This is a genomic window from Streptomyces sp. NPDC048353, from assembly GCF_055587165.1.
On record NZ_JBVJGU010000002.1, the window covers coordinates 461,116 to 484,496 of the forward strand.

Below are 23,381 nucleotides of genomic sequence, written 5' to 3' on the forward strand. Positions count from 1 at the left end.
GCCCGTATGGAAGCACCGCACAACGCCGCCACGCTCGATGTCGACTCCGCCGAGGAGATGCGGGAGATCGGCCGCCGCCTCGCCGGCCTCCTGCGCCCCGGCGACCTTGTGATGCTCACGGGCGAGCTGGGCGCGGGCAAGACGACGCTGACCCGTGGCCTGGGGGAGGGTCTCGGCGTCCGGGGCGCCGTCACCTCGCCGACCTTCGTCATCGCCCGCGTCCACCCCTCCCTGGTCGACGGCCCGGCCCTGGTCCACGTCGACGCGTACCGCCTCGGCGGCGGCCTGGACGAGATGGAGGACCTCGACCTCGACGTCTCGCTGCCCGAGTCGGTGGTGGTCGTGGAGTGGGGCGACGGCAAGGTCGAGGACCTGACGGACGACCGGCTGCACGTGCTGATCCACCGGGTCGTCGGCGCCACCGACGACGACCGGCGCACGGTCGTGCTGCGCGGGATCGGCGACCGGTGGGCGGACGCGAGGCTTGACCTCGGGGGGTGACGGGGTAGGGGAACGTACGTAGCTTCCGACAAGCTGTCGGGAAGATGTTGCGTCGGTCGTACGAGCCGTGGTGACATGGAGGCACGAGCTGGTTAGGTGTACCTAACCTACGGGAGGCATTCATGGCGACGCCAGAGCGGGCACGCGCAGCGGACCGGATCCCTATGAGCGATCTGCTGGCGTCCTGTGCCGCGGCGAGCGCGGTCTCGACCCCGCCGCGCGAGCCGGACGAGCAGCCGGAGTCCGCCGCTGTCCCGGACATCGAGCCCGAGGGCCCGGCCCGGCGCGAAGCCGCGTAAGCGGCCGGCCGTCGCGACCGCGGAGGCGTGACCCGTACGAGTGATGAGGCCGCCGGGACCTCGACGGGCGGCCGCGCGCCGACGGTAAGGGCTCCGCCGCACCCGCCGCTCCGCCCCCGCTAAGCGACGACGACGACCTTCGCGCCGATCGCGGCGAACGTCCACATCGCGTCGCCGTCCGCCCGCTTCATGCGGATGCCGCCGGTCTTCCGCTTCGGGTCCGGCGCCGGGAGCGAGCCGTCGACGGCAGCGCTGAAGCCGACCGTGACGTCCTGCACCGTCGCGAACCGCACCACGTGCTCGATCCGCACACCGTCGGAGCCGGTCACCGAGCCCGACCGCGAGGTCACCTTGTACGCCCCCGGCGGCGGATTCACCGTGCTCGGCATCACCGAGAAGGAGTGCGTGGCCTGGCCCTTCTCGTCGACCAGCCAGACCCGGCGCTCGCTCAGCCCGTAGACGACCCGGGCGCCGCTGCCGGAGTTCCCCGGCACGGCGAGCGGGTCCTTGGGCTTCTGCTTCGGCCCGCCGGTGGGCGCGGCCGACGGCGCGGCGTGGGGCGTCCGGGGCTTCGCCGACACGTCGGCCGGGGCGTTCGCCGACGCCTGATAGGCGAGGAAGGCGACCGCGGCGATCGCCGCCGCCGTGAGCCCGGCCACGAATCCCGAGCTGCTCCGTGCCACCGTGGCCTCCTCCGTACGTATGTATCGGTGGTGACGGTAGCAGCAGCGGGCAGGTGGCACGGGGCGCCGTGCCAGGGCGCCGGGAGCCGTAGGCTGTTTGCGTGCTCTTGCTCGCCATGGATACCGCCACACCCGCCGTCACCGTCGCCCTCCACGACGGCGACTCCGTCGTCGCCGAGTCCCGCCAGGTCGACGCCCGCCGCCACGGGGAGCTGCTGCTGCCCGCCGTCGACCGGGTCCTCAAGGAGGCCGGGCTCAAGCTCGACGCCGTCACCGGCGTCGTCGTCGGCGTCGGACCGGGGCCGTACACCGGACTGCGGGTCGGCCTGGTCACCGCCGCCACCTTCGCCTCCGCGCTCGGCGTGCCGGTGCACGGCCTGTGCACGCTGGACGGGCTCGCGTACGCCTCCGGGATCGAGGAGCCGTTCGTCGTCGCGACGGACGCGCGCCGCAAGGAGGTCTACTGGGCGCGGTACGACGACTCCCGCACGCGGGTGACCGACGCCGCCGTCGACCGGCCCGCGGAGATCGCCGCGGACGTCACCGGACTGCCGGCCGTCGGCGCCGGGGCGCGCCTCTACCCCGAGGTCTTCGCCGACGCCCGCGACCCCGAGCACCAGTCCGCCGCGGCGCTCGCCGCCCTCGCGGCGGAGAAGCTCGCCGCCGGGACGGACTTCCTCGACCCGCTGCCGATGTACCTGCGCCGCCCCGACGCGCAGGTGCCCAAGAACTACAAGGTGGTCACTCCCCAGTGACCGCCGTCACCGCCGCCGTACTGCGGGAGATGCGCTGGTGGGACATCGAGCCCGTGCTCGCACTCGAACACGAGCTGTTCCCCGAGGACGCCTGGTCCGAGGGGATGTTCTGGTCCGAGCTGGCCCACGCGCGCGGCCCCGGCGCCACCCGCCGCTACGTCACCGCCGAGGACCCGGCGGACGGCCGGGTCGTCGGCTACGCCGGGCTCGCCGCGGCCGGCGGCCTCGGCGACGTCCAGACGATCGCCGTCGCCCGCGACCAGTGGGGGACCGGGCTCGGCGCCCGGCTGCTCACCGACCTGCTCCAGCACGCCACCGCCTTCGAGTGCGAGGAGGTGCTGCTGGAGGTACGGGTGGACAACACCCGGGCCCAGAAGCTGTACGCGCGCTTCGGCTTCGAGCCCATCGGCTTCCGGCGCGGCTACTACCAGCCCGGCAACGTGGACGCGCTTGTCATGCGATTGACCGTTCAAGGAACAGAGACGACAGACTGATGGCTGCTGACGAACCGCTCGTACTCGGCATCGAGACCTCCTGCGACGAGACCGGCGTCGGCATCGTGCGGGGCACGACCCTGCTCGCCGACGCCGTCGCGTCGAGCGTGGACACCCACGCGCGCTTCGGCGGAGTGGTGCCGGAGATCGCCTCCCGCGCCCATCTGGAGGCGATGGTCCCCACCATCGAGCGCGCCCTGAAGGACGCCGGGATCTCCGCGCGGGACCTCGACGGCATCGCGGTCACCGCCGGGCCGGGTCTCGCCGGCGCGCTGCTCGTCGGCGTCTCGGCGGCCAAGGCGTACGCCTACGCCCTCGGCAAGCCGCTGTACGGCGTGAACCACCTGGCCTCGCACATCTGCGTCGACCAGCTGGAGCACGGGCCGCTGCCCGAGCCGACGATGGCGCTGCTGGTCTCCGGCGGCCACTCGTCGCTGCTGCTCGCGCCCGACATCACCGCCGACGTGCGGCCGCTGGGCGCCACCATCGACGACGCCGCCGGTGAGGCCTTCGACAAGATCGCGCGCGTGCTCGACCTCGGCTTCCCCGGCGGCCCGGTGATCGACCGGCTCGCCCGGGAGGGCGACCCGAACGCGATCGCCTTCCCGCGCGGCCTGAGCGGCTCCAGGGACCCCGCGTACGACTTCTCCTTCTCCGGTCTGAAGACCGCCGTGGCCCGCTGGATCGAGGCCAAGCGGGCGGCGGGCGAGGAGGTGCCGGTACGGGACGTGGCGGCGTCCTTCCAGGAGGCGGTCGTCGACGTGCTGACCCGCAAGGCCGTCCGGGCCTGCAAGGACGAGGGCGTCGACCACCTGATGATCGGCGGCGGCGTGGCGGCCAACTCGCGGCTGCGGGCGCTGGCCGAGGAGCGGTGCGAGCGGGCCGGGATCCGGCTGCGGGTGCCGCGCCCCGGGCTGTGCACGGACAACGGCGCGATGGTCGCGGCGCTCGGCGCGGAGATGGTGGCCCGCAACCGGCCGGCCTCCGACCTGGAGCTGTCGGCGGACTCGTCCCTGCCGGTGACGGACCCGCACGTGCCGGGCGCCCACCACGGGCACGATCACGACCACGTGCACGAGATCAGCAAGGAGAACCTGTACTCGTGACGACCGTGACCCTCATGTGGGAGGCGCGGGCGGCCGAGGGCCGGGGCGAGGCGCTCCTCGACTGGGCGCGGGCGCGGACGCTGCCGGCCGAGCCGCTGCGCCGGGAGACCTTCCGCGCCGAGGGGGACCGGGTCCTCGTGCTGACCTGGTGGGAGGCGGACGCCGTCGACGCGGACCTGCCGGAACTGCCGGAGCCCGACGCGGAGATGGTCACCCGGCCGGTGCACCGCTGGCGTTTCGAATCGGTCTCCTCGGACGTCCCCGCGTCCTGAGCCGACACGGCCCGCGTCCTGAGCCGATACCGCTCGCCGCGGTCACTGCCGGTCGCCCTGGTCACACGGCTCACACCGGTCACGCCTGGCGCGGACGCAACCTCCTGACCCGGTCGCGCATCAAACACGGCGTGGACAAGAAGATCGTGGCGTGGGCGGTACTGACGGTGGCGGCTCTGCTCGGGACGGGGTGTACGTCGGGAGCCGACGCGGCCCCCCGGACGCCCCCGACGGCGGCGCCCTCCGCAGGGGCGGACACGGCGCCCCCGGCGGGCGGCGAGGAGGCGGCGCGACCGGAGCGGGCGACCGCCGCCGCGTACCGCAAGTGGGGGCTCGAGCCCTTCGCCGCGCCGCCGGCCCCGCCGAAGGTCAAGCCGGTCCGTCGGTTGGCCGGCGGACCCGTACCGGTCATCAGCGAGATACCGACGACCGACAAGGTCGTCTTCGTCACGATCGACGACGGGGCGGAGAAGGACCCGGAGTTCGTGGCGTTGATGAAGGAGCTCAAGGTCCCCGTGACCATGTTCCTCACCGACTCGGCGATACGCACCGACTACACCTACTTCGAGCCGCTCGCCGCCCTCGGCAACGGCGTCGCCAACCACACGCTCACCCACCCCAACCTGCGCACCCTCGGCCGGGCCGCCCAGCAGCGCGAGATCTGCGGCCAGCAGACCCGGCTGGCCGAGAAGTACGGCACCGCCCCCCGGCTCTTCCGCCCGCCGTACGGCAACTGGAACGAGGACACGCGGGCCGCGGCGGGCGGCTGCGGGGTCGACGCGATCGTGCTGTGGCGCGAGTCGATGCAGATCAAGAACCTGCAGTACCAGCGCGGCGACCGGAAGCTGCACCCCGGCGACATCATCCTGGCCCACTTCCGGGGACCGGCCGAGCTCAAGGGCACCACGATGACCGAGATGACGGCGACGATGCTGCGCCGCATACAGGAGCAGGGCTTCACGGTGGCCCGCCTGGAGGACTACGTCTGAGCCCGGCGGAGCCCCCCCCCGGAAAGGCCGCCGGACCGGGTCCGGCGCGGGTCCGGCGCGGTTCCGGAGCGGTTCAGGAAAAAAACTTCGGCGGACGTGTCGATGCGGGGTCGCCCCGGTCGACGTATGAGTGAGAGGCGGGGAACGGCCCCGCCGCCGCACCACCGAGGAGTCACCATGCCGCGCTTCCTGACGATGATCCGCGTCGAGGAGAACACCATCGACATGGAGGAGGCAGGACCCGAGTTCGGCGAGCGCATGGGCGCGCTCTTCGAGGAGATCACCAAGGCCGGCGTCATGCTGGACACCGCCGGGCTCCTGCCGACCTCCGAGGGAACCCGGGTGACCTGGGCCGACGGGAAGATCAGCTACACCGACGGCCCCTTCACCGAGACCAAGGAGGTCGTCGGCGGCTACTCCCTCAGCCAGTGCAAGGACAAGGCCGAGGCGCTGGAGTGGACCCGGCGGTTCCTGGAGCTGCACCCGGCGGGCTGGAAGGTCACCGCCGAGGTGCGCCAGATCGAAGAGTCCTGACGTCCGGGCGGCCGGGTGTGCTGTCATGGTGAGCCGTGACAGCACACCACGCCGCGGGCAGCGTCGAGACGGTCTTCCGGATGGAGTCGGCGCGGATCATCGCCGCCGCGGCGAGGATCGTCCGCGATGTCGGCATCGCCGAGGAGATCGCCCAGGACGCGCTCGTCGCCGCCCTCGAACAGTGGCCCTTGACGGGGGTCCCCGACCGGCCGGGCGCCTGGCTGACGGCGGCCGCGAAGAACCGCGCCGTGGACCTCGTACGGCGCCGTGAGACGTACGCCCGCAAGCTCGCCGAGGTCGGCCGCGAGCTGACCGAGGAGACGTACGACCCCGAGCCGTCCGGCCCCGGGGACATCGACGACGACCTGCTGCGGCTGATCTTCACCTCCTGCCATCCCGTGCTCTCCGCCGAGGCGCGCGCGGCGCTCACGCTGCGGCTGGTCGGCGGGCTGCGCACGGACGAGATCGCCCGCGCCTTCCTCGTACCGGAACCGACCGTCGCGCAGCGGATCGTGCGGGCGAAGCGGAGCCTGGCGAAGGCGGGGGTGGAGTTCGAGGTGCCGTACGGGGAGGAGCGGGCGGCCCGGCTCGGCTCCGTCCTGGAGGTCATCTACCTGATCTTCAACGAGGGGTACGCGGCCACGGCCGGTGACGACCTGCTGCGGCCGGCGCTCTGCGAGGACGCCCTGCGGCTGGCCAGGGTCCTTGCCGGCCTGATGCCGGAGGAGGGCGAGGTCCACGGCCTGGCGGCGCTGCTGGAGATCCAGGCGTCCCGGACGGCGGCGCGGACGGGCCCCGACGGGGAGCCGGTCCTGCTCTCCGCGCAGAACCGCGGCCGCTGGAACCGGCTGCTGATCCGGCGCGGTTTCGCCGCCCTGGAACGGGCGGGCCGGGGCGCCGACTTCGGCCCGTACGCCCTGCAGGCCGCGATCGCCGCCTGTCACGCGCGGGCGGTGACGTACGAGGAGACGGACTGGCGGACCATCGCCGCGCTGTACGCCCGGCTGGCGGCCGTGGCGCCCTCCCCGGTGGTGGAGCTGAACCGCGCGGTCGCCGTCTCGATGGCGGACGGACCGGCGGCGGGCCTGGCGCTCGTCGACGCCCTCGCCGCCGAACCGGCCCTGGCGCACTACCACTTGCTGCCGAGCGTCCGCGGCGACCTGCTGTCCCGCCTGGGCCGCCCCGCCGAAGCCCGCGCGGAATTCGAACGCGCGGCCTCCCTGACCCGCAACACTCGCGAACGCGCCCTCCTATTGGACCGCGCCCGGACACTTCCCCCGGCCTGACGGACCCTCTTCGGAAGCTTTACCGCGCTGGGTGCCCGATCAGCATCGTCGGGGCGCCCGTGGTCCGGGTGAGGAAGACCGTGGCGGAGTGGGGGCCCTTCGGCTTGAGTTTGCGGCGGAGTTCCTCCGGTTCGACCGCCGAGCCGCGCTTCTTCACCGTCAGGGTGCCGACCTCGCGCTCCCGCAGCAGGGCCTTCAGCTTCTTGAGGTTGAAGGGGAGCCGGTCGGTGATCTCGTACGCGGTGGCGAACGGCGTCGGGGTCAGGGAGTCCGCCGTGATGTACGCGATCGTCTCGTCGATCAGGCCGCCGCCGTCGAGCCCCTCGGCCACCTCGGCCACCAGGTGGGCGCGGATGACCGCGCCGTCCGGCTCGTAGAGGTAGCGGCCGACCGGGCGGACGGCCGGGTCGGGCAGGCCGCGGCCGGTCAGGCTCGTCCCGGACGGCAGGAGGGTGGCGCGGACCGCGCCGGGCGTGGTGCCGAACCAGAGCACCGCCTCCTTCACGTCGCCCCCGTCCGAGATCCACTCCGCCTCCGCGTCCTCCGGGACGGCCTCGTGCGGCACCCCCGGGGCGATCTTCAGGGCCGCGTGCGGGGCCCGGCGGGCGGCCTCGATCGCCCAGGACAGCGGGGGCGAGTACGCCTCCGGGTCGAAGATCCGGCCGCGCCCGCCGCGCCGCGCCGGGTCGACGAACACGGCGTCGTACGGAGCCGTGTCGATCTCCGTCACGTCCGCGCGGCGCACCTCGATCAGATCGGCCAGCCCCAGCGCCTCGGCGTTGGCGCGGGCCGCCTCCGCCGTCAGCGGGTCGCGGTCCACGGCGAGGACGGAGATCCCGGCGCGGGCGAACGCGATCGCGTCGCCGCCGATCCCGCCGCACAGGTCCGCGACGGACCGCACCCCCAGCTCCGCGAGACGGCGGGCGCGGTGGGCGCCGACCGTCGCGCGCGTGGACTGCTCCACGCCGTGGGGCGTGAAGTACATCCGGTACGCGTCGTCCGCGCCGAACTTCGCCACCGCGCGCTGCCGCAGCCTGGCCTGCCCGACGGCGGCCGTGACCAGCTCGGCGGGATGGTCGCGGCGGAGCCTGGAGACGACCGCCAGCTCCTGGGCGGGGTCGTGGTCCCGCAGGGCGGCGAGCAGGGCCTGGCCCTCCGGGGTGAGCAGGGCGGTGAAGGCGGCGAGGTCGGTCACCCGCCCCATTGTGCGGGTTGGCCGGGTGTGGGCCGGCCGGGGGACGGTGCGCGCGGCACGGCGGTGTCGCCGGGGCGGGAGGGCTCGCCGCTGAAAGGATGCGGCGCCATGCAGCTAGTACGACAAACAGAACAAATGACCCCGCGGGACGACCGCCCCCGGCGTACCCGCCTCCGGTCCGCCCGCCCCCCGTCCGGCCGCTCCCGGCGCGCCCGTCACCTGTGGCGATCGGTCGGTGCGGCGCTGCTCGTCGCCGCCCTCGGCGCGGCCTGCGCCGGACCGGGCGACGGCGCCGGCGGCGCCCCGGGCTCCCCGGCCCGGCCCGCCGCCGGGCAGCCCGGCAGCCAGGTGCAGGGCGCCTCCGGCGCCCTCAACGCGTACGTCTCGAAGCTCCGCGAACGGCGCGCAGCCCGGGCCCTCGCCGCGAAGAGATGGGGCCTCGACCGGCCTCCGCTGGAGGCCCCCGCTCCGCCCGCCGTCAAGCCGACGATCACCACGCGCAAGGGGTTCGAGACCGACGGCGAGGGCCTGCCCCCGGTCTTCACCACCGTGCCGACCAAGGAGAAGGTCGTCTTCCTGACGATCGACGACGGCTCCGAGAAGGACCCGGAGCTGCTGCGCATGATGAGCGAGCTGGGGATCCCGTACAGCGCCTTCCTCAGCGACTACCTGGTCAAGGAGGACTACGGCTACTTCCGGAAGATGCAGGACGCCGGCGTCGCCCTGCACAACCACACCCTCAACCACCGCTACATGCCGAAGCTGTCCTACGCGGAGCAGAAGCGCGAGATCTGCGGGATGCAGGACACGATCGAGAAGAAGTACGGCAAGCGGCCGCCGCTCTTCCGCCCGCCCTACGGCAACTACGACGAGGACACCCTGCGCGCGGCGCAGAAGTGCGGCGTGAAGGCGGTCCCGCTGTGGGCCGCCGAGGCGTTCCCGGACCGGATGGAGTGGCGCGAGTGGGACCGGGACCTGCACCCCGGCGACATCGTCCTCACCCACTTCCGGGGCAAGGGGGAGTGGAAGGGCTCCATGCCCGACATGATCCGCCGCGTGATGAAGACCATCACGGACAAGGGGTACGCGGTCGCGAAGCTGGAGGACTACGTATGACCGGCGCGCGCCGGCCGGTCGCCGGACTGGCCCTGGCCGGCGCGCTGCTGGCCACGGCGGCCTGCGCCCCGTCCGTCGACCCCTTCGAGCGCCTGGGCCGCAAGGCGGCGGAACGGGTCGCCGCACCGGACGGCGCCCTCTCCCGGACCGCCGCCCGGGTGCTCCACGGCGTGGACCGTACGGGCCGCTGACGGCCCGCCCCGGCGCCGTACACCGGCCGGAGACCCGCCCCCCGCCGTCCGGAACCATCGGGTCCTTCGCACCGTTCCCCGTACCGGAACCGAACCGCCACGCGCACGTAATTGGCACTCCGCTTGACCGAGTGCTAATCGCGGTCATAGTCTCGGCTCTGGCACTCCCCACCGGAGAGTGCCAACACAGCGACGGGCAGGTCCGGCACCCGCGACGACGGATCCACCTGGTCGCCACCTCAGACAGTTAACCCCGTGAGATCTCCGAAGGGGGAGGTCGGATCGTGACGACCACCAGCTCCAAGGTTGCCATCAAGCCGCTCGAGGACCGCATTGTGGTCCAGCCGCTCGACGCCGAGCAGACCACCGCCTCTGGCCTGGTCATCCCGGACACGGCGAAGGAGAAGCCCCAGGAGGGCGTCGTCCTCGCCGTGGGCCCGGGCCGCTTCGAGAACGGCGAGCGCCTGCCGCTCGACGTGAAGACCGGCGACATCGTGCTGTACAGCAAGTACGGCGGCACCGAGGTGAAGTACAGCGGCGAGGAGTACCTCGTCCTCTCGGCTCGCGACGTGCTCGCGATCGTCGAGAAGTAATTCACCGACGCCAGATGTTTTGAGCCGCGCCCCTTGACCCCGCACTGGGCGTCCGGGGGCGCGGTTCGTTTCACGAGTTTCACCACGAATTCCGAGAGGGCTGAATCGCTCCATGGCGAAGATCCTGAAGTTCGACGAGGACGCCCGTCGCGCCCTTGAGCGCGGCGTCAACAAGCTTGCCGACACGGTGAAGGTGACGATCGGCCCCAAGGGCCGCAACGTCGTCATCGACAAGAAGTTCGGCGCCCCCACCATCACCAACGACGGTGTCACGATCGCCCGCGAGGTCGAGATCGACGACCCGTACGAGAACCTCGGCGCCCAGCTGGTGAAGGAGGTGGCGACCAAGACCAACGACATCGCGGGTGACGGCACCACCACCGCCACCGTGCTCGCCCAGGCCCTGGTCCGCGAGGGTCTGCGCAACGTCGCCGCCGGCGCCTCCCCGGCCGCCCTGAAGAAGGGCATCGACGCCGCCGTCAAGGCCGTCTCCGACGAGCTGCTCGCCACCGCGCGCCCGATCGACGACAAGTCGGACATCGCCGCCGTCGCCGCGCTCTCCGCGCAGGACCAGCAGGTCGGCGAGCTCATCGCCGAGGCGATGGACAAGGTCGGCAAGGACGGTGTCATCACCGTCGAGGAGTCCAACACCTTCGGCCTGGAGCTCGACTTCACCGAGGGCATGGCCTTCGACAAGGGCTACCTCTCGCCCTACATGGTCACCGACCAGGAGCGTATGGAGGCCGTCCTCGACGACCCGTACATCCTGATCCACCAGGGCAAGATCTCCTCGATCCAGGACCTGCTGCCGCTCCTCGAGAAGGTCATCCAGGCCGGCTCCTCCAAGCCGCTGCTGATCATCGCCGAGGACGTCGAGGGCGAGGCCCTGTCGACCCTGGTCGTCAACAAGATCCGTGGCACCTTCAACGCCGTGGCCGTCAAGGCCCCCGGCTTCGGCGACCGCCGCAAGGCGATGCTCGGCGACATGGCCACCCTCACCGGTGCCACCGTCATCGCCGAGGAGGTCGGCCTCAAGCTCGACCAGGCCGGTCTCGACGTGCTGGGCTCCGCCCGCCGCGTGACCGTCACCAAGGACGACACCACCATCGTCGACGGTGGCGGCAAGTCCGAGGACGTCACCGGTCGCGTCAACCAGATCAAGGCCGAGATCGAGTCCACCGACTCCGACTGGGACCGCGAGAAGCTCCAGGAGCGCCTCGCGAAGCTGGCCGGCGGCGTGTGCGTGATCAAGGTCGGCGCCGCCACCGAGGTGGAGCTGAAGGAGAAGAAGCACCGTCTGGAGGACGCCATCTCCGCGACCCGCGCCGCGGTCGAGGAGGGCATCGTCTCCGGTGGTGGCTCCGCTCTGGTCCACGCCGTCAAGGTCCTCGAGGGCAACCTCGGCAAGACCGGCGACGAGGCCACGGGTGTCGCGGTCGTCCGCCGCGCCGCCGTCGAGCCGCTGCGCTGGATCGCGGAGAACGCCGGCCTCGAGGGCTACGTCATCACCTCCAAGGTGGCGGAGCTCGACAAGGGCCAGGGCTTCAACGCCGCCACCGGCGAGTACGGCGACCTGGTCAAGGCCGGCGTCATCGACCCGGTGAAGGTGACGCGCTCCGCGCTGGAGAACGCCGCCTCGATCGCCTCCCTCCTCCTCACCACCGAGACCCTCGTGGTGGAGAAGAAGGAAGAGGAGCCGGCGGACGCGGGCCACGGTCACGGCCACGGCCACTCGCACTGAGGCACCACCACGCCTGACGGGCCGACCGCCCGGAAGGACTGAACGACCACCGAGGCCCGGTGCCCCCGTCGCGGGGGCACCGGGCCTCGGTGCGTGAGCCGCCGCGCGGAGGGCCGGACCTCAGTGCGCGAGCGCCGGGCCGCTCAGGCCTCGACGGCGCCGAGCTGCCCCATCAGCCCCAGCAGGTCGTACTGCCACCACGCCTCGACGATCTTGCCGTCGTCCCGGAACTGGTGGATGGTCGTGCCGGTCATGGCGACCCGCATGCCCGTCGGCTGGAGCCCCATGAAATCGCCGGTGTGCGTCCCCACCCACGTCCACCGCGTGCACACCCGGTCGCCCTCGGCGATCTGGTCCTGGACGGTGAAGGCGAAGTCGAAGCCGCCCCGCCACACCTCCACCTCACGGCGGATCGCGTCCATGCCCAGGGCGTCCTCCTGCCCGCTCGGCTGGTGGTCGTGGCACCCCTCCGCGAGGACCTCGTCGAGCGGCGGAAGCTCACCCTCGGTGGCGATCAGCTCGAAGAGCCGGCGGGAGGCGGCCTTGTACATCTGCACGTCCCGCATGACGTCCAGATCCGTGAACGTCGGCATCTCGTCACAGAGCGCGACCATCTCCCGGAAGATGCGGTCGGTCTCGGGGAGCTGCGAGTTGGTCATGGCCACTTCGTACGAGGGGAACTCGACGATCTCCACGAGATGGTCCCCGTCGGAGCGGTCCTTGCCGATGACGCTGTGCGTGGCCGTCCGCTTGCCCTTGGTCTGCTCGACCCATTTGTCCATGAGCCGGTTGAGGTCGTCGAACCGGCTGGTCTTGCAATCGATGATCTGTACGAAAGTCATGGCGCCTCCCGGACCGGGTGGGACCCTTCCAGTCTAGGCGCGGCCCCCACCCGGCGGCCGGTCACGCCGAGCGCGTCAGATCCGAGGGCCGTACCCGCTCGGCGAACGGCTCACCCCGCCCGTACCGCGCCACCTCCGCCAGCGCGTGGTCCGCCATCCGGTGCAGCTCGTTGCCGAGCGAGCCGGCGACGTGCGGGGTGAGGAGCACGTTCGGCAGCGTGTACAGCGGCGAGTCCGGAGGCGGCACCTCCGGGTCGGTCACGTCCAGGACCGCCCGCAGGCGCCCGGTGCGCAGGTGCGCCAGGAGCGCCGTCTCGTCGACCAGGGAGCCGCGCGCGGTGTTGACGAGGGTGGCGCCGTCCGGCATCGCGGCCAGCTGCGCCGCCCCGATCATCCGGTGGGTGGCGGGAAGTTGGGGCGCGTGGACGGAGACGATCGTGCTGCGCGCGCACAGGTCGTCGAGACCCGTCCCCTCCACTCCCAGCCGCGCCGCCTCCGCCGCGTCCACGTACGGGTCGTGGAGCAGCACCTCGAAGTCGAAGGGGCGCAGCAGCTCGATGACCCGGCGGCCGATCCGGGAGGCGCCGACCAGGCCGACCGTACGGCGGTAGTTGCCCGTCGTCGCCGACTCGGCCGTCCAGGCCTCGTCGCCGCGGACCCGGCCGTACCGCAGGGCCGCGTCGAGGACGCCCTTCCCGGCGAAGAGGATCGCGGCCAGGGTGTACTCCGCGACGGGCAGGGCGTTGGCGGCCGCGGCGGAGGAGACGACGAGGCCGCGTTCCCAGCAGGCGTCCGTGATGTGGTGCTTGACCGATCCGGCCGCGTGGACGACGGCCTTCAGGCGCGGGGCGCGGTCCAGGACGGTGGCGGTCAGGGGCGGCGCGCCCCAGCAGGTGAGGAGGATCTCGGCCTCGGCGAGGGCGGCGGCGACCCGGGGCGCGGGCGCGGTCAGGTCGTGGGCGACGAGGTGGGGGTCGGTACGGGTGAGGGCGGCGAGGCGCCGCCGGTGGGCGTCGGTCAGCAGGCGGCCGGCGACGCCGGGTTCCATGGCGAGCAGGAGTGCGGGCCGGGGGTGGGGAGTGGCGGTCATCGCGGGGCGGGTGCTCCTCACTTGACGCTGCCGGCGGTCAGGCCGGCCTTCCAGTGGCGCTGGAGGGAGACGAAGGCGACGACGAGCGGGACGACGGCGAGGAGGGATCCGGTGACGACGAGGGGATAGAAGTCGGGTTCCGCGTGGGCGTTGCTGTTCCAGGCGTACAGGCCGAGGCTCAACGGGAACAGTCTCTGGTCCGAGAGCATCACCAGGGGCAGGAAGAAATTGTTCCAGATCGCGGTGAACTGGAAGAGGAAGACGGTGACGAAGCCGGGCATCATCATGGGCAGTCCGATCGACCGGAAGGCGCGCAGCTCGCCCGCGCCGTCGATGCGGGCGGCCTCCAGCGCCTCGTCGGGGACGTACCCGGCGCTGAAGACCCGGGAGAGGTAGACCGCGAAGGGGTTGACCAGGACCGGGATCAGCACGGCGGCGTGGGTGTTGACGACGCCGACCTCGCTGGCGAGGAGGTACAGGGGCAGGGCGAGCGCGGTGGTGGGGACCAGGACGCCGAGGAGGACGACGCCGAAGAGCTTCTCCTTGCCCCGGAAGTCGTACTTGTCGAAGGCGTACCCGGCGGCGACGCTGATCAGCGAGCAGGCGAGGGCGCCGATCCCGGCGTAGAGGAGGCTGTTGAGGTACCAGTGGAAGTAGATGCCGTCGTTGTACTCGGTGAGCCGGGAGAGGTTGCCGCCGAGGTCGAAGCCCTCGAAGGAGAAGGCGTCCCCGGCGAGCAGGCCGCCGGCGTCCTTGGTGGCCGCGGTGACCAGCCAGACGAGCGGGAAGAGCATGTAGACGACGGCGAGGACGAGCGCGCCGTTGACGGCGGTCCGGGAGAGCCAGACGCTGCGGGGTCGGGGCTTGCTCACGCCGTCTTCTCCTTCCGGCGGCCGGTCAGCCGGGTGACGCCGAAGGAGAGCAGGGCGGCGGTCAGGGCGAGGAGGACGGAGGCCGCGGCCGCGAGGCCGTAGTCGTTGCGGTCGAAGGCGGCGGTGTACGCGTACATGTTCGGCGTCCAGGTCGAGGTGACGGCGGAACCGGTGCCCTTGTTGAGGATGAGCGGTTCGGTGAACAGCTGCAGCGAGCCGATGACGGTGAAGAGGCCGACCATCACGAGCGAGGCGCGGATCAGCGGGACCTTGATGCCGAACGCGATGCGCCAGGCTCCGGCGCCGTCGACGGTGGCGGCTTCGAGGACGGAGCGGTCGATGGCCTGCAGGGCGGCGTAGAAGATCACCATGTTGTAGCCGAGCCACTCCCAGAGCGCGATGTTGACCACGGAGGGCAGGGCGCCCTCGGGGGAGAAGAAGTCGAAGCCGATGCCGCCCGCCTCCATCGCCCGCACGACGGGGCTGAGTTGCGGGGTGTAGAGGTAGACCCAGATCAGCGCGGCGATGATGCCGGGGACGGCGTGCGGCAGGAAGAGCGCGAGCTGGAAGAAGCGACGGGCGCGGGCGAGCGCCGAGTCGAGGAGGAGGGCGAGGCCGAGGGCCCCGGCGAGCAGCAGCGGGATGTAGAGCAGGCAGTATCCGAGCAGGACGCCGAAGCCCTCGCGGAAGGCCCGGTCACCCAGCGCCGCGGTGTAGTTGTCGAGCCCGGTGAAGACGGTCTCGGAGCCGCCGAAACCGAGCCCCGACTGCTTCTCGGTGAAGAGGCTGAGCCAGACCGCGTAGCCGATCGGCACCACCATCACCGCGGTGAACAGGGCGAAGAACGGGGTCAGCAGGACGGCTGCGGCACGGGTGCGGGCGTTCACCGGGTCAGCCCTCGACCTTCAGTCCGCGCTTCCTCAGCTCGGCGACGGTCGCGTCGTGGCCGGCCTTGACGGCGTCGGCGATGGTGGGGCCGCCGCGGCTGATCGTGCCGAACCGGTCCTTGACGGCGGTGTTGGTGGTGCCGGTGGTCGGCCCCCAGGCCCAGTTCGGGCCGATGGAGGCACCGGCCTCCTCGAAGAGGGCGTAGATGTCCTGGCCGCCGTAGAAGCCGGCGTCGAAGGCCTGCTTGGCGACCGGGCGCAGGGCGGTGGCGGCGGGGAAGGCGCTGGAGGTGCCGGAGGCGATGCGGGCCTTGACGCCCGCCTCGGTGGTCGACATCCATGCGGCGAACTCGACGGCCGCCGCCTTGTGGTCGCTGTCCTTGGTCACCGCGAAGGTGGAGCCGCCGAGCATGCCGCTGGCGGGCTTGCCGTCCCAGCTGGGCAGGGGCGCCACGGCCCACTTGCCGCTCTGCTCGGGGAGGGTCCCCTTGAGGACGCCGGCGCCCCAGGAGGCGCCGAGGTAGCCGAGGGTGGTGCCGTTCTTGAGCGAGCCGGTCCACTCGGGGCTGAAGGAGGCGTTCTTGTGGACGAGGTCGGCGTCGAGCAGGCCCTGCCAGTAGGCGGCGACCTTGGTGGTGGCGGGGTCGGTGGTGTCGATCTTCCAGGTGTCGTCCTCGGCCTTGAACCACTGGGCGCCCGCCTGCCAGGCCATCGCCTCGAAGGTCGTCGGGTCGTCCGGGAAGAAGGTGCCGATACGGGCCTTGGGGTCGGCCTTCTTCACCTTCTCGGCGGCGGCTCGGAAGGCGTCCCAGGTCCGGGGGACCTCGATGCCGTGCCGGGCGAAGAGGTCCTTGCGGTAGTAGAAGGCCTGCGGGGCGGCGTCGAAGGGGACGGCCCAGGTCTTGCCGCCGAGGGTGGTCAGCTCCACCGCCTGCGGGAGCAGCTTGGCGCGGTCGGCCTCGGTGAACTCGCCCCCGATGTCCTGCAGGGCGCCGGAGCTGACGAACTCGGGGAGCGAGGGGTACTCGATGGAGACCAGGTCGGGGGCGTTGCCCGCCTTCACGGCGTTGGAGATCTTGGCGTAGCCGCCGGCGGTGCCGGAGGGGATCTCCTCGAAGGTCACCCGGATGTCCGTGTGCGAGGCGTTGAAGGCGTCGACCACGTCCTTGGTCCCCTTGGCCCATCCCCAGAAGGTGATGGTCACGGGCTTGTTCGCGGTGTCGGTGCCGGTGTCACCACCTCCGCCGCAGGCCGTGAGGACGGCGAGGGCGGCGGCGGCGACGGCTATGGCACGGGAGGTTCTGTTCCGGGTACGGCTCACGGCGCGGCTCCAGGGACGGCGGCACGGGGGGATGTGGCCGTGATCCTGTGACCGTCCATGACCGAAGTCAAGAGCGAAAGATTGAATGATCGAAAAAAGATCGATTCGATCGTGAGAGGGCACGCGACGGGAGCGGGACGGGGCGGGGCGGAAGAGGCGCGGTCAGGGGCCGGGCAGGAGCTGCGGGTACGGCGCGGTCAGGGACCGGCAGGAGCTCCGGGCGCGGTGCGGTCAGGAGGTGGGCTGGGGCGCCGGGCGCGGTGCGGTCAGGAGGCGGACCCCTCCGGGGGAGCGCCGCACGAGGACCGCACCCGCAGCCGGGGCAGCAGGCTCAGATGGCGCCGGGCGGGCTCCTCGTCCAGCGCCTCCCGCGCCTCCGTCAGCCGCTCCACCAGCAGCTCGGTGGCGTACCGGCCCACCTGACGCTTGGGCGGCGCCACCGCCGTCAAGGGGATGTCGGCGAGGGCGGCGACCTCGTCGTCGTACGCGATGAGGGCCAGGTCGCCGGGGACCGACAGGCCCAGCTCGGCCAGGCGCTGCACGATCTGGATCGCGTCCACGTCGTTGTGGACCAGGGCCGCGCCCGCCCGGCCCGAGACGACCGCTTCGTGCAGCGCCCGTACCGCGCGCTCGAACCCCTCCGGGTCCTGGTCGGCCGGTACGGAGGCGATCACCGGCCCGGGCGCCGCCGCGCCCAGGGTGATCAGCGCCTCCGCGTATCCCGTGCGCACCGCGAGCGCCGTCGGGCTGTCGCCGCGGGCCACGAGCAGCGGGGTGCCCCGGCCGAGCCCGATCAGGTGGCGCAGGGCGAGCAGGACGCCGTGGCCGTGGTCGGAGACCACCCGGTCCACGCCGTCGAGCGCGGTGCCGGGTTCGGCGCGGCGCTCCAGGAGCACGGCCGGCACGGGCATCTGGGCCGGCCAGTCGCCGTACGCGAGCCGGTCCTCGGGCCCGCGCCAGCCGGGCGCCACCAGAAGGCCCTCGGCGCCCGCGGCCAGCAGCCCCTCGGCGCGCGCCCGGTCCTCCTCCGGACGGTAGTCCGAGATCCGCAGGATCAACCGGGCGCCGGCCCGCGCCGCCGCCTCGTGCGCGCCCCGGATGACTTCGGCGAAGTAGTACGTCGCGGACGGCGCGAGGAGGCCCAGGACCAGACCCTCGCCGGGGCGCACGGCCCCCGCATCGCCCTGACGCCCCGGCCAGGACACCTGGCCGTGCACCCGGTCGAGCAGGCCCTTCGAGGCCAGCGCCTCCACGTCTCGGCGGGCGGTCACGGGGGAGACCCCCAGCCGGTCGGCCAGCTCGGAGACGCGGGCGGTGCCCCGCTCGCGCACCAGGGCCAGCAGTCGGTCGTGTCGTTCGGCGGCACTCTCGCGCACGTGCGCATCCCCTCGCGGTGTGGTGGTCCGGCGGTGCGCCGGCTCCGTGGGCAGACCCTCTCACGCGGAATGATCGAACGACAGAAGTTTCGATCATTCGGTCCGATCGTCTTGACGCTCGATCCCGGCCTGTCCATGATTCCGGCGACGGGGGCACCCCGGCCCCGGCCCGGCCGCCGCGCACCTCATCGGCCGGGCGCCGCGCCTTCCCCGGCCGGATCCCCAGGGAGCCTCATGCCCACGCCGCCCGAGAACCGCGAGCTCAGCCAGTACACCGGCCTGACCCGCGCCCACTGGGAGCACACCGCCGACCGGCTCCTCCTCGCCGTACGCCTCTACGCCACCCCGCGCGGCGGGCTCGTCCACCTCCCCGGTCCCCGGCCCAGCCGGTCGGGCACCCGCTCCGACGGCCTCGAAGGCCACGCCCGCACCTTCCTCCTGGCCGCCCTGCGCGTCGCCGGAGCCCACGGCGACGACCCGCACGGCCACCTCGCCCGCTACGCCGAAGGCCTCGCCGCCGGCACCGAGGCCCCCGGCACCGACGGCCCCGAGGCGTGGCCGCTGCTGACCGACGTCCGTCAGGCGGTCGTCGAATCAGCCTCCGTCGCCCTCGGACTGCGCCTGACCCGCCCCTGGCTCTGGGACCGCCTCGACGACCGCACCCGCGCACGGGTCGCCGACTGGCTGCTGCCCGCCCTCGCCCCGTCCCCCGTCGACAACAACTGGTGGCTCTTCGGCCTCACCGTCGCCGGCTTCCTCCAGGACGCGGGCGTCGCGACCGACCGGGCCGCCGCCACCGTCGACCGCTCCCTGGCCCGCGTGGAGGAGTGGTACCTCGGCGACGGCTGGTACAGCGACGGCGACAACCGCGCCTTCGACCACTACAACGCCTGGGCCCTGCACTTCTACCCCGTGCTGCACGCCCACCTCTCCGGCGACCGGACGCTCCTCGACCGCTACGGCCCCCGGCTGCGCGCCCACCTCGGCGACTACGCCCACCTCTTCGACGCCAACGGCGCGCCCCTGCCGTTCGGCCGCTCCCTCACCTACCGCTTCGCCGCGGCCGCCGCCCCCTGGCTCGGCGCGCTGACCGGCCACACGCCGCTCACCCCCGGCGCCACCCGCCGCCTCGCCTCCGGAACCCTGCGCTACTTCCTCGACCGGGGCGCCCGCGACGGACGGGGACTGCTCACCCTCGGCTGGCACGGCCCCCACGAGCCGGTCCTCCAGGACTACTCCGGCCCGGGCTCCCCCTACTGGGCGTCCAAGGGGTTCCTCGGCCTGCTCCTGCCGGCCGGCCACCCCGCCTGGACCGACGCCGAGGAGCCCCTGCCCGCCGAACGCGCCGACACCGTCCGCCCCGTGGCCCCGGCGGGGCTCCTCATCCACTCCACGGCCGCCGACGGACTCGTACGCCTCCACAACCACGGCAGCAACCACGCCCCCAGCCGGGAAGCCGCGGAGGACGACTCCGGCTACGCCCGCTACGCCTACTCCACCCGCACCGGCGCCACCACCGCGCCCGACCATCCCGACAACCACTTCGCCCTGGTCGTCGACGGCCGCCTCACCCACCGCGGCCCCGCCACGCCGCACGGCACGGGACCCGGCTGGGCCGCCTCGCTGCACACCCCCCGGCCCGGCATCCGGATCCTCTCCGCGACCCTCGCCCACGGCCGCGCCGAGGTCCGCGCCCATCTCGTCCTCGGAGCACCCGACGGCACGCCCGTACGCCAGACGGGCTGGGCCACCACGCCCGACGGCCCGGTCGCACAGCTCCACCCGGCGCACGGCTACCCGCCCGCCGCCGAAGCCGTCGCCCTCGCCACCGGGCCCACGCTCCAGGGCTCGCGCACCCGCACCACGGCCCTCCACGGCACCACCGGCGGCGCCGAGAGCCTCTTCGTCGCCCTGGCCTCCCTCACCGCCGAACCCGGGCCCGCCCCCGTCGCCACCCTCGCGACCGTCCGGGTCACCGGCCGGCGCACGGTCGAGGTGACCTGGCGGGACGGCACCACGACCCGGCTCACCCTCGACCCCGACGAGCGCCCCTGAGCCGCCGCCCGCCTGCCCCCGCGGGCTACTTCGGGCCGTACTTGCGGCCCGCCCTGGAGGACACCCCGCCGAGCAGCCCGCGGGGCGCCAACTTCACCACGCCCATCAGCGCCTTGTAGCGGGGGTCGGGGACGGACAGCGTCCGCCCCCGCGCCAGGTCGGCCAGCGCCGTCGCCACCAGCTTGTCCGCATCGAGCCACATCCAGCCCGGGATGTTGTCCGTGCCCATCCCGGCCCGCTCGTGGAACTCCGTACGGACGAACCCCGGGCACAACGCCATCATCCGCACCCCCGTGCCCGCCAGGTCCCGCGCCGCGCCCTGGGTGAACTGCACGACCCACGCCTTCGACGCCCCGTACGTGCCGCGCGGCACGAACGCCGCCACGGACGCCACGTTCACCACCCCGCCCCGGCCCCGGGACCGCATGGACTCCGCCGCCGCCGACGTCAGCCGCAGCACCGCCTCGCAGTGCACCGTCAGCATCTTCAACTCGTCGGCCATGGACACTTCCAGGAACCGGCCCTTGTTGCCGAACCCGGCGTTGTTCACCAGCAGGTCCACCGGCTGTCTCGGGTCGGAGAGACGGGCCTCCACGGCCGCGATCCCCTTCTCCTCCGCCAGGTCGGCGGCGAGGACCTCCGCCTCCACCCCGTGCCGGTCGTGCAGCTCGGTCGCCTGCTCGCGCAGCCTCTTCACATCGCGGGCCACGAGCACGACGTCGTGCCCGTCCGCCGCGAGTCGCCGCGCGAACGCGGCCCCGATGCCCGCCGTCGCTCCCGTAATCAGTGCAGTCGTCATACGCGGCACGTTAGTGCCCCGGCTCAGGGCGAGGCGCTCTCCGGTCCCGCACCCCCGGCCGGCCCACCGTCCCGCTCGCCGTACTTCTCCGTGTACGTCCGGGCGAGGTCCAGCAGCCCCGACTCCATCCACGCGGCGGCGACCAGCGTGCGCGGGAGCAGCGCGCGCTCCGTCGTCGCGGCCCGGTGCAGGAAGGAGACGGTGATGTCGTGGTCCGGCCGGTGCACGACCGTCACCGGATCGCCGACCGTGAACGCGCCCGGTTCGATCACCCGCAGCATCGCGCCGGGACCGGCGTCCGACAGGGTGAAGCGCCGCACCCAGCCCCGCACGTCGTGGCCACGCTCGCCGAGGAACCCGGCGAACGTACGGCAGGGGATGCGGCCGCCGGTCACCTCGAGCACCACCTCCGGGCCGACCCGCCAGCGCTCGCCGACCAGCGCGCCGTTCACCTCGACCCCGAGGGTGGTGAGGTTCTCGCCGAAGGAGCCGTTCGCCAGCGGCCGGCCCAGCTCCTGCTCCCAGCGGTCCAGGTCCTCCCGGGCGAAGGCGTACACGGCCCGGTCGTCGCCGCCGTGGAACCGCAGATCGCACACCGTGTCCCCGGCCACCCCGCTCGCCCCGACCCCGAGCGGCCCCGGCGCCCCGACCCGTACGGGACCCTCCACCGGACGCTTGTCGATGCCCGTCATCCCCGTCGGCGAGTCGGTGTACCCCGCCGCCCTGGCCCGTCCGACGTTCACACTCAGCAGCTTCATGGGGAAACCCTAGGCCGCGCCCCTGTCAAAGAGAAGCGCGAAGATGTGCCACTCACTCCAAGACTCGCTTATGCTCGAAGGATGATCGAGGCCCGTCACCTCCGCGTCCTGCGCGCCGTCGCCGCGACCGGCTCCTTCTCCGCCGCCGCGCGCGAACTGGGCTGCACGCAGCCCGCGGTGAGCCAGCAGATGAAGGCCCTGGAGTCCTCCGCGGGGACCCCGCTGCTGATCCGCACCGGCCGGGAGATGCGCCTCACCCAGGCCGGCGAAGCGCTGGTACGGCACGCCTCCGGCATCCTCGCCGGCCTCACCGCCGCAGAGGAGGAGGTCGCCGCCATCGCCGGGCTGCGCGCCGGGCGGGTGCGCCTGGTCTCCTTCCCCAGCGGCAGCTCCACCCTCGTCCCCACCGCCCTGGCCGCCCTGCGTGCCGCCCACCCGGGCACCCGGGTCTCCCTGGTCGAGGCCGAACCGCCGCGCTCCGTGGAGATGCTGCGCGAGGGCGACTGCGACGTGGCCCTGGCCTTCCGCTACGGCGCGGGCCCCGCCGAATGGGACGACCTCGTCGTCCGCCCCCTGCTCGCCGACCGCCTGGTCGGCCTGGTCCCGGACACGCACCGGCTCGCCGGTGCGGAGTCGGTGGGCATCGCCGAACTGGCCGAGGAGTCCTGGATCGCGGGCTGTCCGCGCTGCCGCCGTCAGCTCGTGGAGGTCTGCGAGGAGGCGGGCTTCACCCCGCGCATCGACTTCGCCACCGACGACTACCCCGCCGTCGTGGGCCTGGTCGGCGCGGGCCTGGGCGTCGCGGTCCTGCCGCGGCTCGCCCTGGAGTCCGTACGGCCCAAGGGGGCGCGCGCCGTGGCCGTGGAGCCGGCCGTGGAGCGGGAGATCGTGGCGCTGACCTTGCCCGACCTGGCCCAGGTGCCGGCCGTCGCGGCGACCCTGGACGAGCTGAGCCGCGCCGCCACGCGCGCGTGACGCGGCGGAGGGCCGGAGGGCCGCGGAGAAGAGTGACCGGAGAAGGCTGACCGGCCTCGGGGGCCGGTGGGGCGCGAACCGGTCCCTCACGTACCCGCAGAAACGTTCCTTCAGGCGTGCCCCACGCCTGCCGAACTGGATGCCGATGCCGTCGACGTGGTGATCAGACGGTTGCGGGCTCGTCCCATGAGCTCTTCGCGTTCGTCCTCGGTGAGGCCGCCCCAGACGCCGTAGGGCTCCCGCACGGCGAGTGCGTGTGCCGCGCACTCCGCGCGCACCGGGCACCGCATGCAGACCTCTTTCGCCGAGTTCTCACGCGCACTCCGTGCCGCGCCGCGCTCTCCCTCGGGGTGGAAGAACAGGGAACTGTCCACCCCGCGGCAGGCCGCGAGGAGTTGCCAGTCCCACAGATCGGCGTTGGGTCCGGGAAGGCGGGAGAAATCTGCCATTGCGCTTGTCCCCTTGAAACCGTGTCGAACGGATTGGTGGGCGGGTTGCTGGCTGATGCGCGGGGGCCCTTCGCCCCCCATGGGGTCTCGGGTACCCGCTCTCGCGGGTTCGATCCGACCGTACAACTACTGTCTTAGTAGATGTAAATATGACTCATTGCGAATCTAGCCACAGACACCACAAAAAGGGAAGAAAACCCGC

Annotated in this window: 26 protein-coding genes; 15 read left to right on the forward strand and 11 right to left on the reverse strand. The window is 72.9% G+C overall.

Annotation, left to right across the window (positions count from 1 at the left end; translation table 11 throughout):
* Nucleotides 1–6: 6 nt before the first annotated feature.
* Nucleotides 7–501, forward strand: a complete 495-nt coding sequence (tsaE, locus tag ACZ6RC_RS07545) for a tRNA (adenosine(37)-N6)-threonylcarbamoyltransferase complex ATPase subunit type 1 TsaE (RefSeq protein ID WP_469579902.1) — start codon at nt 7–9, stop codon at nt 499–501.
* 164 nt (nt 502–665) lie between these two features.
* A complete protein-coding gene (locus ACZ6RC_RS07550) occupies nt 666–800 on the forward strand; it encodes a hypothetical protein (protein ID WP_453612980.1) in 135 nt (44 codons plus the stop codon).
* 119 nt (nt 801–919) lie between these two features.
* On the opposite strand, the gene ACZ6RC_RS07555 is transcribed toward ACZ6RC_RS07550, so the two are convergent.
* Nucleotides 920–1,483 (reverse strand): hypothetical protein, encoded by a 564-nt coding sequence (locus ACZ6RC_RS07555; protein ID WP_391144274.1) that lies wholly within the window; start codon nt 1,481–1,483, stop codon nt 920–922.
* A 101-nt stretch (nt 1,484–1,584) separates the two neighbouring features.
* Between ACZ6RC_RS07555 and tsaB the strand changes: the two genes are divergently transcribed.
* The 7 genes from tsaB to ACZ6RC_RS07590 all read left to right on the forward strand — a co-directional run bounded on the left by tsaB (nt 1,585) and on the right by ACZ6RC_RS07590 (nt 6,919).
* Entirely contained in the window at nt 1,585–2,238 is a 654-nt protein-coding gene (gene tsaB, locus ACZ6RC_RS07560; protein WP_453612983.1) for a tRNA (adenosine(37)-N6)-threonylcarbamoyltransferase complex dimerization subunit type 1 TsaB, read from the forward strand.
* Nucleotides 2,239–2,267: 29 nt separating this feature from the next.
* A complete protein-coding gene (gene rimI / locus ACZ6RC_RS07565; RefSeq protein ID WP_391144412.1) occupies nt 2,268–2,732 on the forward strand; it encodes a ribosomal protein S18-alanine N-acetyltransferase in 465 nt (154 codons plus the stop codon).
* Nucleotides 2,732–3,838, forward strand: a complete 1,107-nt coding sequence (gene tsaD / locus ACZ6RC_RS07570; protein ID WP_469579905.1) for a tRNA (adenosine(37)-N6)-threonylcarbamoyltransferase complex transferase subunit TsaD — start codon at nt 2,732–2,734, stop codon at nt 3,836–3,838. The genes rimI and tsaD overlap by 1 nt, the downstream gene beginning before the upstream one ends.
* Before the next feature lie 14 nt (nt 3,839–3,852).
* Nucleotides 3,853–4,110, forward strand: coding sequence for a hypothetical protein (locus ACZ6RC_RS07575; protein WP_469580781.1), 258 nt, complete (start codon nt 3,853–3,855; stop codon nt 4,108–4,110).
* Between the two features lie 131 nt (nt 4,111–4,241).
* Complete coding sequence (locus ACZ6RC_RS07580; RefSeq protein WP_469579907.1) at nt 4,242–5,099, forward strand: polysaccharide deacetylase family protein; 858 nt, start codon at nt 4,242–4,244, stop codon at nt 5,097–5,099.
* 177 nt (nt 5,100–5,276) lie between these two features.
* Nucleotides 5,277–5,633, forward strand: a complete 357-nt coding sequence (locus tag ACZ6RC_RS07585) for a YciI family protein (RefSeq protein ID WP_391144281.1) — start codon at nt 5,277–5,279, stop codon at nt 5,631–5,633.
* An 80-nt stretch (nt 5,634–5,713) separates the two neighbouring features.
* A complete protein-coding gene (locus ACZ6RC_RS07590; protein ID WP_469580783.1) occupies nt 5,714–6,919 on the forward strand; it encodes an RNA polymerase sigma factor in 1,206 nt (401 codons plus the stop codon).
* Nucleotides 6,920–6,938: 19 nt separating this feature from the next.
* On the opposite strand, the gene ACZ6RC_RS07595 is transcribed toward ACZ6RC_RS07590, so the two are convergent.
* Complete coding sequence (locus ACZ6RC_RS07595; protein ID WP_453612991.1) at nt 6,939–8,123, reverse strand: THUMP-like domain-containing protein; 1,185 nt, start codon at nt 8,121–8,123, stop codon at nt 6,939–6,941.
* A gap of 99 nt (nt 8,124–8,222) precedes the next feature.
* On the opposite strand from ACZ6RC_RS07595, the gene ACZ6RC_RS07600 reads away from it, so the two are divergent.
* The 4 genes from ACZ6RC_RS07600 to groL all read left to right on the forward strand — a co-directional run bounded on the left by ACZ6RC_RS07600 (nt 8,223) and on the right by groL (nt 11,755).
* Nucleotides 8,223–9,230 carry a polysaccharide deacetylase family protein gene (locus ACZ6RC_RS07600; protein WP_469579910.1) on the forward strand — a complete coding sequence of 336 codons (1,008 nt, stop codon included), beginning with the start codon at nt 8,223–8,225 and terminating at the stop codon, nt 9,228–9,230.
* Nucleotides 9,227–9,421 (forward strand): hypothetical protein, encoded by a 195-nt coding sequence (locus ACZ6RC_RS07605; RefSeq protein WP_453612996.1) that lies wholly within the window; start codon nt 9,227–9,229, stop codon nt 9,419–9,421. The genes ACZ6RC_RS07600 and ACZ6RC_RS07605 overlap by 4 nt, the downstream gene beginning before the upstream one ends.
* Nucleotides 9,422–9,705: 284 nt before the next feature.
* Nucleotides 9,706–10,014 (forward strand): co-chaperone GroES, encoded by a 309-nt coding sequence (gene groES / locus ACZ6RC_RS07610; RefSeq protein ID WP_010471835.1) that lies wholly within the window; start codon nt 9,706–9,708, stop codon nt 10,012–10,014.
* A gap of 112 nt (nt 10,015–10,126) precedes the next feature.
* On the forward strand, nt 10,127–11,755 hold the full coding sequence (groL, locus tag ACZ6RC_RS07615; protein WP_391144290.1) for a chaperonin GroEL: 1,629 nt from the start codon (nt 10,127–10,129) through the stop codon (nt 11,753–11,755).
* A gap of 143 nt (nt 11,756–11,898) precedes the next feature.
* Here groL and ACZ6RC_RS07620 read toward each other — a convergent pair whose 3' ends face one another.
* The 6 genes from ACZ6RC_RS07620 to ACZ6RC_RS07645 form a co-directional block, all read right to left on the reverse strand.
* On the reverse strand, nt 11,899–12,597 hold the full coding sequence (locus ACZ6RC_RS07620; protein WP_391144291.1) for an ester cyclase: 699 nt from the start codon (nt 12,595–12,597) through the stop codon (nt 11,899–11,901).
* 61 nt (nt 12,598–12,658) lie between these two features.
* Nucleotides 12,659–13,687 (reverse strand): hydroxyacid dehydrogenase, encoded by a 1,029-nt coding sequence (locus ACZ6RC_RS07625; protein WP_469579914.1) that lies wholly within the window; start codon nt 13,685–13,687, stop codon nt 12,659–12,661.
* A 17-nt stretch (nt 13,688–13,704) separates the two neighbouring features.
* Nucleotides 13,705–14,559 (reverse strand): carbohydrate ABC transporter permease, encoded by an 855-nt coding sequence (locus ACZ6RC_RS07630; RefSeq protein ID WP_469579916.1) that lies wholly within the window; start codon nt 14,557–14,559, stop codon nt 13,705–13,707.
* A complete protein-coding gene (locus tag ACZ6RC_RS07635; protein ID WP_469579918.1) occupies nt 14,556–15,446 on the reverse strand; it encodes a carbohydrate ABC transporter permease in 891 nt (296 codons plus the stop codon). The genes ACZ6RC_RS07630 and ACZ6RC_RS07635 overlap by 4 nt, the downstream gene beginning before the upstream one ends.
* A gap of 4 nt (nt 15,447–15,450) precedes the next feature.
* The gene (locus ACZ6RC_RS07640; protein ID WP_469579920.1) at nt 15,451–16,767 is read right to left on the reverse strand and encodes an ABC transporter substrate-binding protein; all 1,317 of its coding nucleotides are present in this window, start codon (nt 16,765–16,767) and stop codon (nt 15,451–15,453) included.
* Between the two features lie 266 nt (nt 16,768–17,033).
* Entirely contained in the window at nt 17,034–18,143 is a 1,110-nt protein-coding gene (locus tag ACZ6RC_RS07645; RefSeq protein ID WP_469579922.1) for a LacI family DNA-binding transcriptional regulator, read from the reverse strand.
* A 234-nt stretch (nt 18,144–18,377) separates the two neighbouring features.
* Here ACZ6RC_RS07645 and ACZ6RC_RS07650 point away from each other — a divergent pair, with 234 nt between their 5' ends.
* Nucleotides 18,378–20,198 carry a DUF2264 domain-containing protein gene (locus tag ACZ6RC_RS07650; protein ID WP_469579924.1) on the forward strand — a complete coding sequence of 607 codons (1,821 nt, stop codon included), beginning with the start codon at nt 18,378–18,380 and terminating at the stop codon, nt 20,196–20,198.
* A gap of 25 nt (nt 20,199–20,223) precedes the next feature.
* On the opposite strand, the gene ACZ6RC_RS07655 is transcribed toward ACZ6RC_RS07650, so the two are convergent.
* Nucleotides 20,224–20,997, reverse strand: coding sequence for an SDR family NAD(P)-dependent oxidoreductase (locus ACZ6RC_RS07655; protein WP_391144303.1), 774 nt, complete (start codon nt 20,995–20,997; stop codon nt 20,224–20,226).
* 23 nt (nt 20,998–21,020) lie between these two features.
* A complete protein-coding gene (locus tag ACZ6RC_RS07660) occupies nt 21,021–21,755 on the reverse strand; it encodes an MOSC domain-containing protein (protein ID WP_469579927.1) in 735 nt (244 codons plus the stop codon).
* 81 nt (nt 21,756–21,836) lie between these two features.
* Between ACZ6RC_RS07660 and ACZ6RC_RS07665 the strand changes: the two genes are divergently transcribed.
* A complete protein-coding gene (locus ACZ6RC_RS07665; protein ID WP_469579929.1) occupies nt 21,837–22,730 on the forward strand; it encodes a LysR family transcriptional regulator in 894 nt (297 codons plus the stop codon).
* Nucleotides 22,731–22,840: 110 nt separating this feature from the next.
* Here the strand turns inward: ACZ6RC_RS07665 and ACZ6RC_RS07670 are convergent, their stop codons facing one another.
* Nucleotides 22,841–23,179 carry a WhiB family transcriptional regulator gene (locus ACZ6RC_RS07670; RefSeq protein ID WP_391144310.1) on the reverse strand — a complete coding sequence of 113 codons (339 nt, stop codon included), beginning with the start codon at nt 23,177–23,179 and terminating at the stop codon, nt 22,841–22,843.
* Nucleotides 23,180–23,381 lie beyond the last annotated feature (202 nt).